This window comes from Helicobacter bilis ATCC 51630 (assembly GCF_000686565.1).
Taxonomy (GTDB): domain Bacteria; phylum Campylobacterota; class Campylobacteria; order Campylobacterales; family Helicobacteraceae; genus Helicobacter_A; species Helicobacter_A bilis.
This window is the reverse complement of sequence record NZ_JMKW01000003.1, coordinates 1-16,781: the sequence shown is the minus strand read 5'-3', so window position 1 is coordinate 16,781 and position 16,781 is coordinate 1. Positions and strand designations below refer to the sequence as shown.

Sequence of the window (16,781 nt, the reverse complement as noted above, 5' to 3'; positions counted from 1 at the left end):
TTGGGCTTTTGTGGAGCAATGCATTTTGTTGCTTGGTTAATAATTTTTGGTTAAAATCTCGCAAATTCTTTATTATGAGGAGAAATTATGGGAATTTATGATAGAAATTACACTCAAAATACACAAGAAGTAGATTACCAATCTTCATATAGTGATACTGCTCTTGTGAATTTTGTAAAAACGACATATAAATTTTTTGCAGGCAGTTTGCTTTTAGCAACAATAGGTGCATTGGTTGGTATGGCAAACTTTGAAGTTGTCATGCAATATAGAATGCCGATCTTGATAGTTGAGCTTGCTCTTATTTTTGGTCTAGGTTTTGTGCAAGATAAGCCCGGTATTAATCTAGCTGTATTCGCCGCATTTGCTTTTATTAGTGGTTTAGCTTTAGCTCCGATTTTAACTTTTGTGATGATAAAAAATCCAGCAATTGTAGCTCAAGCTCTTGCTATGACTACTATTATTTTTGGTATCATGAGTATTTTTGCTTTGAAAACTAAAAAAGATTTGGCAAATATGGGGACTGCACTATTCTGGTCAGTGCTTGTGATTTTTGTATTTGGTCTTTTAAATATGTTTGTTTTCAAAAGCCCTATGTTTCAGTTTGCAATTGCAAGTGCAGTAGTGCTTATCTTTAGTTTGTATATCGCTTATGATACACAAAATATTGTAAGAGGTCGTTATGATAATCCTATTATGGCGGCTATCTCTTTATACCTTGATGTGTTGAATATCTTTACTGCATTACTGCAGATATTAGGTCTTTCAAATAAGGATTAATCTAGAATCTGGGTGATACTTTATCATATTTGAGTGTAGCAAAATATCTCAAATTTAGATTCCATGAGAGTCTTTGCCCAATGGCTCAATATGATAAATCAAAGTTACCCGCTTATGTATGGTTTGCAAAGTAGAAACCTAGATTCAAAAATATTCATTTTTTAGCTTTACATTCACTTGCTTTTTTTATTCTATAGTTAAAGATATTTTATGAATACAGATAAAACTCATACAATATTGCGTATATTAGATGCAAATCTCAATAGATTGCAAGAGGGCATTCGCGTAGTAGAGGATATATTTCGCTATGTATATGACAACAAGGAAATAACCTATACGCTAAAGCAAATGCGACATAAAGCTATTTTACAGCATACAGATTTGCTGTTACAAGCACGCGATGTTGAATGCGATATTGCAAAAGGCAGCATTGACACAGAGATTGAAAGGCTAGATTTAGCAGCAATACTTCATGCAAACTTTCATAGAATCTGCGAAAGCGCAAGAGTGCTTGAAGAGTGTCTAAAGCTAAAAGAATATCAAAAGTTTGGCAAAAGTCAAACTTTTAAATCTTTGCGTTATGAGGCGTATAATTTGCATGTCATTGCAAATAAAATAATTGTGGATAATGCTTGCAAATAAAAATAAAATAAAAAGCAACACAAACTCTAAAGCCTAGCAATATCTATTTAAATCTTTTTAACCAAGTTGATATGCCTTGATGACTGAATAAACGCTTACAATCTCAGATAACAATCATTGCACTATGTAATATTGCAACAAGATTCCATGGCACGATATACAATAATAAAATGAATGTGATCCTAGCTATTTAAATCTCATGTATATTACAAAAAGAATGATATAATACGCCTTTTTATTATAATACAAATAAATCCTTTAGAATCTAAATCAAACGAGTTTAATTATAGAAAGGCAATTATGAATAACATTACACAAGATTCCACTATAAAATCCACACAGAATCCACAAGCACAGCAGACTTACCATGAAGTGCTAATAAATATAGAATGCAAACAGCAATATTTGCAAGATATTATCACGCAAAGCATTGCAGATATTATTTTGGAGCATGGAGATGGCGTAGAATTCATGGATAATACTAAGATTACGCTAGATTCTATTGAGAATAATGCTTAAATGGAAATCTTTGTGCGACAAAAGATTCTTATTGCCCTATTTGTCATGCTTGTCTGCTCTATACAAGCCGCACCGCTTCTACCTTTCATTCAAGCAAAAGCAGATATTAATGAAGATAAAGTAGGCTGGGAGGTGGATCTAAACCGCATTGCCCTAAATTTTACACAAAGCTCTCTTAGCAATCAAAAGCTCTACACAAGCTTTTCTGATAGTAACTTAAAGGGTAACTCCCAACTTGCACTGCAATTCTTTTTTACTCTAAATGGCAATTTCTATGCCCCACGATTTGTGGTCTTTAATACTGCCTATGCAGAATATGGCTTTACACAAATCACACAAACAAACAAAAGCGTTGTTACCAACAAAAACCTTGATAAAATGGTATTTTCAACAGACTATACGCAAAGAATGTGGGATTTTGACTGGGGTTTTGAGATATTTGAGATGGGTCCTTATGTGCGGGCTTCCTATCAAACAGAGTTTAATCCAACGCCAAGTGTGGGTCGCAGACATATCATAAACTACATGGCAGGGGCAAAGCTCTTTGATGGTAGATATGTGAAAAATCTTTATTTTGACTTCTTTGGCGAACATGATTTTAATCCCATGACAAAGCTAAATGGTGCAGGTTTAGAAGTGGGCGTATCGCTAGAATATAGCCTAAATAAACATGTAAAATGGACTTATACGATGAACTATAAAAAGTATATTTTCAATGCAAAAGATTCGAGAATCTCGCCTGATTATCAGATTCTACTTGAAACTCGCATTGATGCAAAGCTATTTAAAAGCTTGAGTATCGCACCACTTTTGCGTTACTATATGCTTAAAGCAAATGATATAGACTTGCCTGCATCAAACTTTATGGTTGGCGTATCGCTTAATTTTGGTAAAGTTTTGCTCCCACCGCAACAAGCATTAAAAGATTATGAGTTTGTGTATTAGATTTATAATGCAGGGCTAAGTTATTAGCGATTTTATGCTTTAATTGTATCTTAATTATTTCGTAAGGACGAGAATTTATGAGCAATACAAAGCCAAATGATGAGATACTAACACTCTTAGAGCAATACGCCACACAAAAAAGATTCTATGGTAAATCTTATCCTAAGATCCCATTTGTATTTTCACATAATGAGAGAGATTTTATCGTAGAAGAGATTCCACTCTATCCTTTTAGCAATACCGGGGAGCATAGAATCTTAAAAGTGAGAAAAAAGAATATAAGCACACTAGAATGTGTGAATCTCATCGCACAAGCCCTACATATCAAAGAAAGGGATATCGGCTATGCGGGATTAAAGGATAAGCACGCCCTTACTTATCAGCACATTTCAGTCCCAAACAAGGCATTTAAAGCCTATGAAAATAATCTACACAAGATAGATCAAATAAAGATTCTAGAATCTTATTTGCATGGGAATAAAATAAAAATAGGACATTTACAAGGCAATAAGTTTTTTATCCGCTTAAAAAAGGTTACACCGCAAAGCTTTGAGCGGCTAAAAGAAGAAGCACACCTAGCACAAAAGCAGGGCTTTCCAAACTTTTTTGGCTATCAAAGATTTGGTAATTTTGGGGATAACTATATGCAGGCATTACAGATTAAAAAGCCCCCAAATAAACAAAATCCATTAGAGCAACTGCTTATATCAAGTCTGCAAAGCGTATGCTTTAATCTATGGCTTGAAGAGCGACTAAAAATAAGCAATATCATGCAAAGTTTCAGTCTTAAAGATTCTATACAAGCTCTCTCTAGCATGTATAATATCACTATGGATAGAGAGATTTTTGAGATTTTGCACTCACAAGCCCTGCCACTCACACCACTCATAGGCGATGTATGTATGCACTATCCACATGGGAAATTTTTCTACTTTGGAGATAAAAGATTAAATGATTCACAAGAGATAAATTATGCTAAGACTATATTGAATGATACAGAGAGATTAAAGAATGGGGATATTAGTATCACAGGGCTATTAAGCGGTATGGATTGCAAAAAGATTCTAGAATCGCATTTGTTTGAATGCGATTATGAGTTTAAAGGGCAGAATAAGATTCGAGAAATTAATCTAAATAGTGTGGATTTTAAGCAGAATATAGAATCTAAGAATTGTCATGTTGAGCGTAGCAAAACACCTAACACTTTAGAATCTAGAATAGATTTTTTACCTACGGCTCAAAATGACAAGATTTCAGAATCTAAACAAAATCTAAAGTCTCACACAACACAAAATCTAGAATCCAAAAGCAATCATCACAAAATAAGATTAGCAAAGCAAGACGCATGTAGAATAGAAAAAAACTTTGCCTATCCCATTATGGCAAACGGAGCGAGGCGATATGCGTGGGTATATCCAAGCGACTTATCTATCAAATACAACGCAGAAAAAGCACAAGTAGAAATCGCTTTTACACTCCCAAGCGGTGCGTATGCCACAAGCTTTTTATCCTATATCAAAAACGGCGATGTGCGAGAATTTTAATGTAAAAAATAACTTCAATAAAGGAATAATATGCAATCTCTATATATACATATACCTTATATTTGTGTCATTATTTGCTTATTTATCATGCTTGTTTTATACAGACAGAGAGTAAAGGCTTTACGCATAAAAGAAGCATTAAACGAACAAGCCATTTTGTTTACAAATAAACATTATGAAGAGAAAATACAAGACTTACAACACACATTAACAGCCACAAAAAGCGAATATCTAGCACAATTAGAATCACTTAAAAAAGAACACACGCTAAATCTAACAAATGCCTTGCAAGAGAGGGAAAACGCCCTAAAAGCCCAATACACACAGAAGCAAGAACTCATGCAAGAGCTACTGCAAACTAACCAAGAGAAGCACACCGCATTAATGACGCAAAGATTCTATGAAATAAGCGAGCAGTTACTAGAAGAGAAAAATCGCCAATTCCAAGAAAAGCAAACCGATAGCTTAAAGCCGCTTTGCGATGAGATTATGCGATTTAAAACGGAGATAGCACAGCACACAAAGGACAATCAAGAGCGACACATTGCCTTGAATACCGAGATTAAACACCTAAAAGAAGCAAGCCTTAAAATATCAGCCGATGCGACTAATCTAGCAAACGCAATGCGTGGGGATTCTAAACTGCAAGGGCAATGGGGCGAGGTGATTTTAGAGCGATTGCTTGAGTCTAGCGGTTTGCAAAAGGATAGGGAATACTATACGCAGGTATTTGTGAAGAATGAAGCAAAAGAGATTTTGAGACCAGATGTTGTGATACATTTGCCAAACAATCGCTTTGTAGTTGTGGATTCTAAAGTGAGTTTGAGTGCGTATGAGAGATTTTTCAATGCGACAGATTCTAAAGAAATGCACCTAAACGCACATATCGAGAGTGTGAAAAATCATATAAAAAGCCTTTCACTCAAGCAATATCAACATTGCATTGAAGGGGGACAGCTTGATTTTGTCATTATGTTTATGCCGCTAGAAGGGGCGTATAGTGCGATTTTACAGCATGATATGCAGCTATTTTTAGATTCTTATAATAAGGGCATTATCCTTGCTGCCCCGACAACTCTTATGGTGATTTTGCGGCTTATCCATCATATTTGGAGTAATGAAGCAAAGGATAAAAATATCACAAAGATTCTGCAAGAATGCGTAAAACTTATTAAAAAATTTGATGGCTTTACAGAGAGTATGGAAAAAATTAGCCGTGCTTTAGAAACCGCCCAAAATGCGTATGAAAAAGCCGAGATTCAGATAAGAGGTCGCGGCTCACTTGGCAGTTATATCAAGAATCTAGACAACTATATGTCCCAAATCACAACGGATACAAAACCACAAACAAGCCCAAAAAACAATAAAGCATTAGAATCACATATTAACAAAGAAGAAGAACATATACAAAATGACCCTATGCCAGAAACCACAGACGATGAAAAAATCGCATTGTAGATTTAGCTTCTTATCTCTCTTTTACACACATGAATATGAGTTAATCACGGGTAATAAATGCATGATATTACAACATGACACAATAAAATAAAAATGATTACTCACTCTAAATTAGCGCAACTTGGAATAAAATCAAAATAAGTAGATAAAAGTGGATTGAAATCTACAGAATCTATATGATAAGATAAGACTTTCTTAGATTGTCTTTGTTTGAGATATTCTAGAGCGAACTAAAACCAAGATAGAGTATAAAGCCACAGCCTACAATACTCATAATCCCAAGTAGAGATTCTGAGACTTTAGCCACGCCCAAAATCACCGCAATGCTTACAGCGATAAGCAGGAGTGAGCCTAGATTTGTCCCGCAGATTGTCTTTAAGGCTTGTGTGCTTTTGCTTTTAGAATCTTGCCCTTTTAGCGTATTTTTTAGCACAAGGGCAACAACCGGTCCGGGTGTAATGATGAGTGTAATAACAGCACCCAAATACGCACCAAACAAAGTAAAATCTAGTAAGGTAAAATCTAGCATTTTAGTTGCTAAGACTATTTCTTAGCAATCTTTTCAATCACCGCATTAAAGCTTTTACTCGGTCGCATAATGTTTTCTGCCTTGCTGTCATCAAATTTATAATATCCGCCTAGATCTACTTTTACACCTTGTGCGGAGTTAAATTCAGCTCTAATAGAATCTTGCTTAGATTCTAGCTCATTAGCAATGGGTTTAAAAAATGCTGCAATGCTAGAATCTGTGCTTTGATTTGCCAACGCCCTAGCAAAATACATCGCCAAGTAAAAATGACTTGTGCGGTTGTCATCTTCGCCCACTTTGCGTGAAGGGGCTTTGTTGTTATCAAGCCATTGTGAAGTAGCCGAGTCTAGCGCGTCTGCTAGCACCTTTGCCTTAGGGCTATTTTGCTTTTGCGCGTAAAACTCTAGGCTTGCTTGCAGGGCTAAAAACTCGCCCAAGCTATCCCAACGCAAATGATTTTCTTCCACAAGCTGTTCTACCTGCTTTGGCGCACTGCCCCCAGCCCCGGTTTCAAACATCGCCCCACCATTTAGCATAGGCACGACGGAGAGCATTTTCGCACTTGTGCCAAGCTCCAAAATGGGGAAAAGATCCGTCAAATAATCACGCAAAACATTGCCTGTGATAGAAATGGCATTTTTCCCAGCACGGATAAGTCGCAGGGATTCTAAACAAGCTTCTTTTGGGGCTAGAATGGCTATGTCTTTGCCCTTTTCTTGCAGTCTCTTCTTAACTAAATCAATCATAATTTTATTACTAGCCCTCTTTTCATCTAGCCAGAAAATCGCCCTATCCCCTGTTAAATCCACCCTTTCAATCCCTAAATCAATCCAGTTTTGCACCGCATCAAATTTCGCTTGATTAGCTCTATAAATGTCATTTTTACGCACTTTGTGAGAAAGCAAGGTTGTGCCATTAGAATCTACGATAACAAACTCCCCATCATTTGGGGCTACAAAGGTTTTGTCGTGTGAGCCATACTCTTGGGCTTTTTTCGCCATTAAGCCTACATTGCTAACACTGCCTAAAGTCGCAGGATTTAGCACTCCATTAGCCTTTAAATCTTCAATCACGGCTTCATAAATAGTCGCATAAGTTTTATCGGGAATCACAGCGTTCGCATCGCATTCCTTGCCGTCTTTATCCCATAATCTCGCGCCATTTTTTAGCATAGCAGGCATTGAGGCATCTACAATCACATCGCTTGGGATATGCAGGTTGGTAATGCCTTTGTCGGAATTCACCATAGAAATTTTGGCGGATTTTTCTAAAATCTCATTGTATTTAGCGAGAATTGCCGCTTTTTTGGGGCTAGATTCTATCTTTGTAAGCAGCTCACTCACGCCATTATTGGCATTCACACCTAAAGATTCTAGCTCGTCTTTAAACTCAGTAAAAAGCTCTTTGAAATACGCTTTCACCGCATAGCCAAAAAGGATTGGATCGCTTACTTTCATCATCGTAGCCTTTAAATGCAGTGAAAAGAGTATGTCTTGCTTTTTGCAGGATTCAATTTGCTCTGTATAAAACTCACTTAGCTTTTGTGCGTCTATAAATGTGGCGTCCAAAATCTCATTTGCCTCTAGCTTTAGCTCCTCTTTCAATACCTTTTGCCCGCTAGAATCTTTGAAAATAATCTTAGCAGTCGTGGGAGATTCGATTAGCACCGCCTTTTCATTATCAAAGAAATCGCCCTCTTTCATATAGCTCACACAGCTTTTTGAGTTTTTATCAAAAGGCGTAACGCGGTAAGGATTTTTCTGTGCGTAGGATTTGACCGCATTGGTGCTACGGCGATCGGAATTGCCCTGTCGTAAAACAGGATTGACTGCCGAGCCTAGCACTTTTTGGTATTTTTCTTTCACTGCCTTTTCTTGCTCGTTGCTCGGCTCATCTGGGAAATTTGGCACATTATAGCCCTTTGCTTGTAGCTCTTTAATGGCGTTTTTAAGCTGGGGGATTGAAGCGGAGATATTTGGGGTTTTAATGAGATTTGCATTTGGCGTTTTGACAAGCTCACCAAGCTGACTTAGGGCGTCTTCTACGCGTTGATTTGGATTTAAACTCTCCGGGAATTGTGCTAAGATTCTAGCACTTAGGGAAATGTCAGCGCTCTCTACTTTAATGTCGGCGTGGTTAAGAAAAGCCTTTGCGATAGGCAGAAATGAGTAGGTCGCTAGGGCTGGGGATTCATCTGTGAGTGTGTAAGTGATTTTCATTGTGTGTCCTTTTGTCGTGAAATTAAAAGTGTCTTTAGTATAGCAAAAATCATTATTTTTGGAATAATAGGCAAGATTTTTTTAAACTTTTGGTGTGATAAGGGCGGATAGGTAGCAATGCATAATGTTTTAGTTGCAAGGCAATAAAGCCACCATATACTATCTTTGCGATACAACACTATTTGTTAAAGATTCTATAATCTCATGTAAAAAGTTGCATACTGCGGCTTTGTCTTGTTCTTTTGTGTTGCCTAAGGTTGGGTTAAATTCACTCAGCTCAAAGGCGATGATTTTATGTGAAAAAGATTCTATAATATCTTTAGTAAGCATGATTAACTCTTGCATATACAGCCCATTTGACTCGTTGCAACCTGTGCTTTGAAACTCACTGCAATCAAGCACATCTATATCTACACTCACATAAATCTTTGTGCTTTGAGTTAAGACTTCTTTCATCTTTTCTATACAATCTGCCCTGCCCTTTTGTAAAGATTCCACACTAAAGACACATATATTTTTAGAATTTATAACATCTTGTTCTGCTTTCTCTAAGCTTCTAATACCGCAATACACAATATTTTCTGGTTGTATAGAATCTTTTGAGATATTCATTAACTTTTCCCAAGATTCTTCTTGTGATTGTGTGAGTGTGTTTTTATTTGAGGCTTTATGTCCTATGAGAGCGGCTAAGGGCATACCATGCAAGTTACCGCTAAAAGTGCTAAAAGGCGTGTGAATATCCGCATGTGCATCAATCCAAATTATGCCTATTCTCTCATCTGGCAATGCGTTTTGAATGCCTTGTGCTACTGCCAATGCACTTGAGTGATCCCCGCTAATAATAAATGGGAAATTCTTCTCACAAATAATCTCTTCAGCCCTTTTAGCAACCTTATCTTTAAAAAAATCATACAATACATCAATATGCTTTGTATAGTCATCTTTTTTTGCTGGTGGGATTATGCTACTATCTAAAGAGAGATAATTTTTATCATGCAAAATAGCAAGATTCTCCTCTCTCATATACTCACATAGCAACGCAACACCTTTTGCTGAGCCAAGCTTCCCCCCTGCAATATCAGAAGCTATTCCTAGAATCTCTATCATGCCCTACCCTTTTAATATTAATGTGTCTCTTTTGTATGAAGCAATTTTCTTTTCATAAAAGCTAAAGCGACTGGTATAAAAATTAATGCCAATGAAATAAAAATAAGCCTATTTACACTATCGCCCTCACCTTGTGCGTAAGCGTGCATACCTGTGCCAAGATAGAAATTCACCCCAAAATATGTCATCAAAATGCTAGAGAAAGCAAGCACTGCAAGGACATTGTAGATATAAGGCAAATAAAGCGGTTTTAATAATCTCACATGCAGCACACACGCATACACGCCAACAGATACAAGCGACCAAGTCTCTTTAGAATCCCAACCCCAATATCTACCCCAAGATTCATTCGCCCATACACCACCTAAGAATGTCCCAACAACAAGCATTAATATCCCAATAATCATGCTCATCTCACTGATCGCACTTAAGGTAAGAATGGCAGAATCTACTTGTGGTCTTTTCTGCTGATTACGGAAGATAAAGAGAATAAGATTTGTAATGCCAAGCATGAAAGAAAGTCCTAAGAAGCCATAACTTGCTACAATTACTGCAACATGGATATTAAGCCAATATGATTGAAGCACTGGCTGAAGATTGCCAATTTGTGGGTCCATAAAACCCCAATGTGCTACCATTAGAGCCATACCCGCAAGAAAACTAGCCCCACACATAGCAAAATAAGACTTACGCAAGATAATAACACCTGATAAAGCACTAGCCCATGCGATATAAAGCATAGATTCATAAGCATTACTCCATGGAGCATGTCCGCCGACATACCAACGCAAAATAAGCCCTAAAGTATGCGCGACAAACACACAAAAAAGCAAGATATAGCAAGTTTTGCCAAGCCATTTTGGAATCTGCTTATTACTTAAAATCGCAATAAAAGCTATGAAAAATAATAACATGCCAAGCGCTAAATAAAAGTATTGTGATACTGGAAACACATCTGTTTTATTGAGAAAGAGTTCAGATTCTACAAGTGTGGGATTAAGATACAAGCTACCACCTACAAGGGCTTGATAGCGATTGTAAAAAAGGAGTGTTTCATTTAACTTCTCCCATTCGTCTAAAGCAACACCTACGCGTGTTTGCAAACGAAAATCTTCTAAGAAATAGACAAGCAGTGTTAGCTCTTTTCTATCCTCTGGATTACTTTGCTGAATTTGTGCTATATCAAGCATATTTGGATTACCAAAAGGTATCCATGAGTCGCCATCTGCTGGAATTAGTCGCAAATAATGCCATATTGAAAACGGCATAAGCAAGTCCATTTTCTCATGCAATCTTAAGATTTGCTTATCAAACTCATTGCGTTCAGAATCTCTTTTTTTAAGTGCCGTATTTACAAAATGATAAAGCTTATATGCTTTCTCAAACTTCTCTAATCTCTCTGCGTTAGGGGAGACGCTAAAGGCATATACATCATTTAGTTTGTCTTTATGAAATAAATCTTCAAACGATACATAGCTATCCCTAACGCCCAAAATATCAAGTATTTCTTTATTTGTTACTTTGATTAACCTTAGCTTTGCCATATCCTCTGGCATAGTCATAAGTCCTAGTAAAAACTGATTATGCTTTAAGCCCTTAAATTCTTTTTTACCTGTAACTTTTCGCATAATCTCATCACTATAAGTATCAAGCAGTTTAATACGCCCATCAAAGCCTTGTATCTGTATCTTTGCGAAACGCTTTAAAGTCTTATTAGGGATTTTTTTAAGCCCCTCTATTCTCTCTCTTATAGCTTCATCGCTCATATCTGCAAAAATGGGGGCAATTTTTTCTGTACTTTCTTTGCTTGTTGCAATGTGTGCTATGAAAGCTTCATTTGCTTGTATATATTTTTCTCTTAGTTGTTTATCTAAATGTGATTTTTTCTCACTATCAACACTATCTAACGATTTTTTGCGGGGTAATTCTTGTGAGAATTTGCTTGTATCAGATTCTATATTTTTAGATTCTGTATTTGCATATAAAGGTGTGCTTAATTGAAATAAGGCTAATCCAAAAAAGAGAAAGGCAATGCTTAATACCTTTTGTGATTTTACATAATTGCTTAACTTTCTAAAGCGAGAGTCATTATCAAATAAAAGCCATAAAGCCCCTAGAATTAAAAGCGTATAGCCTATATATGTTGGAATCTTGCCGGGGTCATTATTAACTGAAAGAATCGTTGCTGCATAAAGTGGCATTCCATTTTCATCGTGCATTTCTTTGCCCTCTTCATCTCTTTTTACACGATATTCACTTTGGAAGAATCTATATCCCTTGTAGTCAAGCACATTATTCATAAATATCTTAAATGGATATTCGCCATGTGTTTCATCAATCACACGCACATAAGAAGCAAAGCTTGATGGCATTTGTGAGCCCGCATAATTTATCACTTCAAATTTATCAAGCTTTAATTCAAATGGAAGTTGTATAAACTTTGGTCCCCATGAAAGTGTAATAAAGCGATTGCCAAAACAAGCAATTGCCCTTTCACCGCGATTTGATAAAAGCATGGTATGTGTGATACCATCATAGGTTACTTCAAATTTTGCTAAATAATGATTCTCTCTTTTTTTCACATCAATCTCTTTAGGATCTATCTCTCTATTCTCATTTTTTGCTTGTTCAAAAAGAGAGCTTAAAGAATAGTTAATAATAGAAACAGATTTAATGCTTAAAGGTTTATCAAAAGCCTCTTTTGTATCTAAGCTAAATTTTGAGAATCTCACATAAGGACTAAGTGAAATATCATAACCCTTTTTAAAGCTATCGAGCGGCAAAATATCACTTTGTGTGCCATTCTCCCCGACATCATTACTCACAAGCACATTTAAAAAGTTATCCCTAGATTCTATAAAGCTACTACTTCCCCCATCTTCTAGCACCATATTCCCCTCAAAGCCATAATATCGCGTAATACCAGCCCCCATAATAATCACAATCAAAGCAAAATGGAAAATATGCACGCTGACTTTAAAGCCATTATATTTCACACTCTTTAGCATACAGCCAAATAGACTAAGCCCAAGCCACGCATTAAGCAACTCAAACCACCATGACGCATAAATCACATCATGTGCGACAATAGAGCCATACTCTTTCTCTACAAAAGTAGCCCAACCGATTGAAGCCGCATAAAGCACCATGAGAAAAATGCTAAGGGGCATGGACGCAAAAAGATTATTCAAAAGTGCCTTAAGCAATACAGAAAGTTTTGCCATAATATCTCCACTTACAATTCACTACAAAAGAGATTCTCTAAAAGTTTAACCCTAAAAATTTAATTTGCCCTGCGTGTATTGCTCTATAAACATAGCCATACGCTTTTCACTATTTTTTTCATCGCCATAACCTTTGTTTTTTACAAATTGTAACATTGCATTAAAATAATTAGGATCATATCCATCAAGTTTTAGAATCCTAGTCCCATCACTCTCAAGCCATATAATAAGCGGTGTTTTCACCGCACCATAATATCTTGCTAAATCATCACTTTTTAGACTTTTTTGCATATAGGCTACTTCATGTGTTTTGCTATAACTTGTATTTACATAATAGGTTACAAAGTTATCTTTTATAAAGTCATGCAATTTTTGATTATCACGCATATCTTGTTTTAATATCTCGCAATATTTACAATTATTCACACCAAAGATAAGCATAATAGGCTTAGAATCTGATTCTATACGCACATTATTGCTGATAATATCTTCTAGTCCCTTATATCCAGCCACATCGATATTTTCTAGCTTTGTATCTAGCTCTTTTGTGCTTTGTTCTCCATCGCTAATTGAGATATTACCATCTTTACAGCCAGACATAACACAGCAAAAACCTAATATTGCTATACTTAAACTTTTCTTAAAAACTTTATTCACAACAATCCTTTTTATATTTAATAAACCTTTAACGCTTTTTAGACTTTAGTCGCCCTACCCTATTTTATAGAATCTTATCTTGATTTTATAGAATCTTATTTTGCACCTTTTGCTAAATCCTCTTCATATTCCAAGAATCCAGCCACACGCTCTTTTGGGCTATTATAATTTTTCCAAATATCATTGTAGATAAATTCTAATAAATGTATTATCCTTTTCTCCCCGGGGAATCCAGCTACACGCATAATCTCTTTACCATCAGTGCTTACAAACACGATTAAAGGCAGGGATTCTAACTTATAGAGTCGTGCGGTATCAAGTGAGCTTAACCCAGAGAGATTGAGATAGGGGATAGAGTGCCTTTTCTTATCGCTTAGATTGATATAATAAGGCAAGAAATTTAGCGTAATATAGCCTTGTATCACATCATTACCGATTAAACTTGCACTCAAAATGCTACAATGATAGCAATCATCTTTGCCAAAGACTATCATCACAGGCTTATCACCAAGCTGAATGCTTTTACTATTAAGAAAGATAGAATCTAAATCATCATCTATATTCACATTCGCCACTTCTTGCTTTGCCATAGCATTTTCATTATGATTTGCATTTGCTTGCAAGATTCCAAACACACCAAAAACTAACAAACATAAAAGCATTGTGCGTATCTTACATTCCATTTTGATACTCCCTTTATCCACAAAGCATAAAAGCTTGTATTCTACAATCTTAAAGGAAATAAAACTTTAATAAACTTGCTTAGATTCTATGTTTAAAATGCAATAAGTTACCAAACTATAAGGCAAAATCTCTAGCTTAGATTCTATATTTTGTGATACTTCATCTAGGGCTTAGTTATGACAAGTTTAAAATCTAAGCTTAAATACTTCACTACGCTTTAATCATCATAAAATACATTGTCATTTTGAGTTTGCGTAGCAAACGAAAAATCTCTATGCTTGTCATTTTGAGCCTTTGAAAAAGGCGAAAAATCTCTTTTAGATTCTGTTGTGGATTCTGTATTATGGGATACTTCGCCTAAAGGCTCAGTATGACAAGTGAGCGAAAAATCTTTCCTTAATCATATCTTATCCCCTTTTGTTGTAAATGCGGTATCTAAACCTAAAAATTCGCTTAGGTCTTTATATTGTGGATTGATAGATTCTATAAGCTTATTTTTAAATTCTCTTTTTTTGCCTTTTAGATATTTTTCTCGTTCAATAGCTTGTGAAATATTTTCAAATGCTTCAAAATATACAAGTCTTGTGCAGTTGTATTTTTGGCTAAAACCTTGCATAAGCTTGTGTTTATGCTCGTAAATGCGTTTTGCTAAATTGCTTGTAACGCCTATGTATAGCGTGGAATTTGTAGCATTACTCATCATATAAATGTAGGCTGGATATTTTGCTAGGCTTAGTTGATTTTGTGTCAATGTGATGTGTGGGCTTTGTGTCATTTTAAATTATCCTTTTTGTTGTTTTATATTGTTCCTTGTTTATCATTTTGAACCCTTTTTTCCTTTGTCATTTTGAGCCTTCCGCCTCCCTCTTGTCATTTTGAGCGTTAGCGAAAAATCTTTTTAGATTCTGCATTTTTAGATACTTCGCTTCGCTCAGTATGACAAGGTGGCAAGGCTTTTGATATGACAAGTGGGGACATTGTCATACTGAGCCCTTTTCCCTTTTGTCATACTGAGGCGTGAGCCGAAGTATCTATTATAAATATCTTATAAATATCTACTAGAAATCTCCCTTTAAACCATAATAACGCTTAAGCAAATATTGCTTTTAATAGCATACCCCGCATTGCTTGGAGATTCCGAATCTGTTTTGCATTGTGAGATATTTTCTCAAAATATGTTTTTAGATTTACACTTGCTAAAGATTCTTTGTCGGGTTTGATTATATGGTAATTAGCTATATCGTTTTTATTAATATGTTGTTGTGCTCCACCTGTTTGATTTAAAATAATTTCATCAATATTAAACTTTATCCATAAATACAAAAATTCACTAGAAAAATCATCATTTGGTATAACACCCACAACAGATTGATTTGCACAAGAATCAATTTCTAGCAAACTTACTTGTCCCAATGTAGCACCTGTTATTGCTATCACAACGCTCCCTTTAGGTAAAAGCTTTGTGTTTGATTTTTCAAATCCTAATTTTGTAATAGTTTTTGTTGGCTTAACGATTCTAAATTTATTGATTTCTCCAGAATTAATCCAAGCAATATCACCTCCCCAATATTCACTTTTTGCAGTATTTGGGGTGCCGCCTAGTTCTATTCTCACATAATCCCCCAATTTTCCCATTTCCCATTTTCCACTTTTTTGATGAGAGGAGGGAGGGGCTTGAATTGCGAAGTCGCTCCCTTCCCCTCTGCCATAACTTTCTTTTGCTTAATTCTGCTTATTTTCTATGAATATTTTTTAATCATCATGCAACTTCATAAACTTGTTATATCTTTTCTCATGGATAATATGACAAAAATCTCTTGAGTTTTTCAACTCAAAAGAATAAATCTTAAATAAAACAAAGGAGTAAAATGAAAAATAAAAAAAGCTCCTAAAGGAGCCTATAAAAGGAGTGGAGAGTAACAAAAACTTCACAATTTGTGTGGTTTAGCAAAGTTTTTGAAGCTATTAGGTGTAGGGAAATTGGAGGGGGTAACCTAACCTACATAACTACGCCCTAACATTAGGAACGCGATGAAACTATACATAAAAAATAGTTATTTGTCAATAAAAATGTAAAAAATACTTTACATTTTTGTATATTTTCATAACACAACCCCTTATAATTGTATGAAAATGGGATTTTTAGATAAATCTCTATATGCGTAATGGTCTCTTATCAATCAAATTTTATACAAATACAATGCCTGTTGAATAAGTGGTTATATGTATTAGTTAGAGATTTCGTCGTTGAAGTTATTAGCCCATTAGATTCTAAAGCTAAAAGAAATTTATGTAGTGAAAGTTATAAGTAAATAAAATAAAATCGTAAAAAACTTTGATAGCCAAAGCATTATCAAATAGAAATGGTTAAATTCTCCCTATAACCCCCTATCTTCTCCCCCTTGCATCAAGCCCCTTTTTTACAGATCGTTCAAACTCCATAGCAAGTTCTGGGTGTTTTTCTTCAAATCTT

The 16,781-nt window shown here is 35.5% G+C and carries 14 protein-coding genes; 6 read left to right on the top strand and 8 right to left on the bottom strand.

The window, feature by feature from the left end; translation table 11 throughout:
* Positions 1-87 precede the first annotated feature (87 nt).
* The 6 genes from T368_RS0100085 to T368_RS0100060 all read left to right on the top strand — a co-directional run bounded on the left by T368_RS0100085 (position 88) and on the right by T368_RS0100060 (position 5,888).
* A complete protein-coding gene (locus T368_RS0100085; RefSeq protein WP_004083949.1) occupies positions 88-780 on the top strand; it encodes a Bax inhibitor-1/YccA family protein in 693 nt (230 codons plus the stop codon).
* Between the two features lie 210 nt (positions 781-990).
* Positions 991-1,422, top strand: coding sequence for a hypothetical protein (locus tag T368_RS0100080; protein ID WP_004083950.1), 432 nt, complete (start codon positions 991-993; stop codon positions 1,420-1,422).
* Positions 1,423-1,722: 300 nt separating this feature from the next.
* Positions 1,723-1,941, top strand: a complete 219-nt coding sequence (locus T368_RS0100075) for a hypothetical protein (protein ID WP_004083951.1) — start codon at positions 1,723-1,725, stop codon at positions 1,939-1,941.
* Positions 1,942-1,953: 12 nt separating this feature from the next.
* On the top strand, positions 1,954-2,886 hold the full coding sequence (locus T368_RS0100070; protein ID WP_230455576.1) for a hypothetical protein: 933 nt from the start codon (positions 1,954-1,956) through the stop codon (positions 2,884-2,886).
* Positions 2,887-2,963: 77 nt separating this feature from the next.
* Positions 2,964-4,430: a tRNA pseudouridine(13) synthase TruD gene (truD, locus tag T368_RS14340; RefSeq protein ID WP_004083955.1), complete on the top strand. Its 1,467-nt coding sequence runs from the start codon at positions 2,964-2,966 to the stop codon at positions 4,428-4,430.
* Between the two features lie 30 nt (positions 4,431-4,460).
* Positions 4,461-5,888, top strand: coding sequence for a DNA recombination protein RmuC (locus tag T368_RS0100060; protein WP_004083956.1), 1,428 nt, complete (start codon positions 4,461-4,463; stop codon positions 5,886-5,888).
* 220 nt (positions 5,889-6,108) lie between these two features.
* On the opposite strand, the gene T368_RS0100055 is transcribed toward T368_RS0100060, so the two are convergent.
* The 8 genes from T368_RS0100055 to T368_RS12825 form a co-directional block, all read right to left on the bottom strand.
* Complete coding sequence (locus T368_RS0100055; protein ID WP_004083958.1) at positions 6,109-6,417, bottom strand: hypothetical protein; 309 nt, start codon at positions 6,415-6,417, stop codon at positions 6,109-6,111.
* 14 nt (positions 6,418-6,431) lie between these two features.
* Positions 6,432-8,636, bottom strand: coding sequence for an NADP-dependent isocitrate dehydrogenase (locus T368_RS0100050; RefSeq protein ID WP_004083961.1), 2,205 nt, complete (start codon positions 8,634-8,636; stop codon positions 6,432-6,434).
* Between the two features lie 159 nt (positions 8,637-8,795).
* Complete coding sequence (locus T368_RS0100045) at positions 8,796-9,743, bottom strand: arginase (protein WP_004083963.1); 948 nt, start codon at positions 9,741-9,743, stop codon at positions 8,796-8,798.
* Positions 9,744-9,760: 17 nt separating this feature from the next.
* A complete protein-coding gene (locus tag T368_RS0100040) occupies positions 9,761-12,967 on the bottom strand; it encodes a cytochrome c biogenesis protein CcsA (protein WP_004083965.1) in 3,207 nt (1,068 codons plus the stop codon).
* 51 nt (positions 12,968-13,018) lie between these two features.
* Positions 13,019-13,624, bottom strand: coding sequence for a thioredoxin fold domain-containing protein (locus tag T368_RS0100035; RefSeq protein WP_004083968.1), 606 nt, complete (start codon positions 13,622-13,624; stop codon positions 13,019-13,021).
* 95 nt (positions 13,625-13,719) lie between these two features.
* Positions 13,720-14,307, bottom strand: a complete 588-nt coding sequence (locus T368_RS0100030; protein ID WP_004083969.1) for a thioredoxin fold domain-containing protein — start codon at positions 14,305-14,307, stop codon at positions 13,720-13,722.
* A gap of 401 nt (positions 14,308-14,708) precedes the next feature.
* Positions 14,709-15,083 (bottom strand): GIY-YIG nuclease family protein, encoded by a 375-nt coding sequence (locus T368_RS0100025; protein ID WP_004083971.1) that lies wholly within the window; start codon positions 15,081-15,083, stop codon positions 14,709-14,711.
* A gap of 314 nt (positions 15,084-15,397) precedes the next feature.
* Positions 15,398-15,943 (bottom strand): restriction endonuclease subunit S, encoded by a 546-nt coding sequence (locus T368_RS12825; RefSeq protein WP_004083973.1) that lies wholly within the window; start codon positions 15,941-15,943, stop codon positions 15,398-15,400.
* Positions 15,944-16,781: the final 838 nt, after the last annotated feature.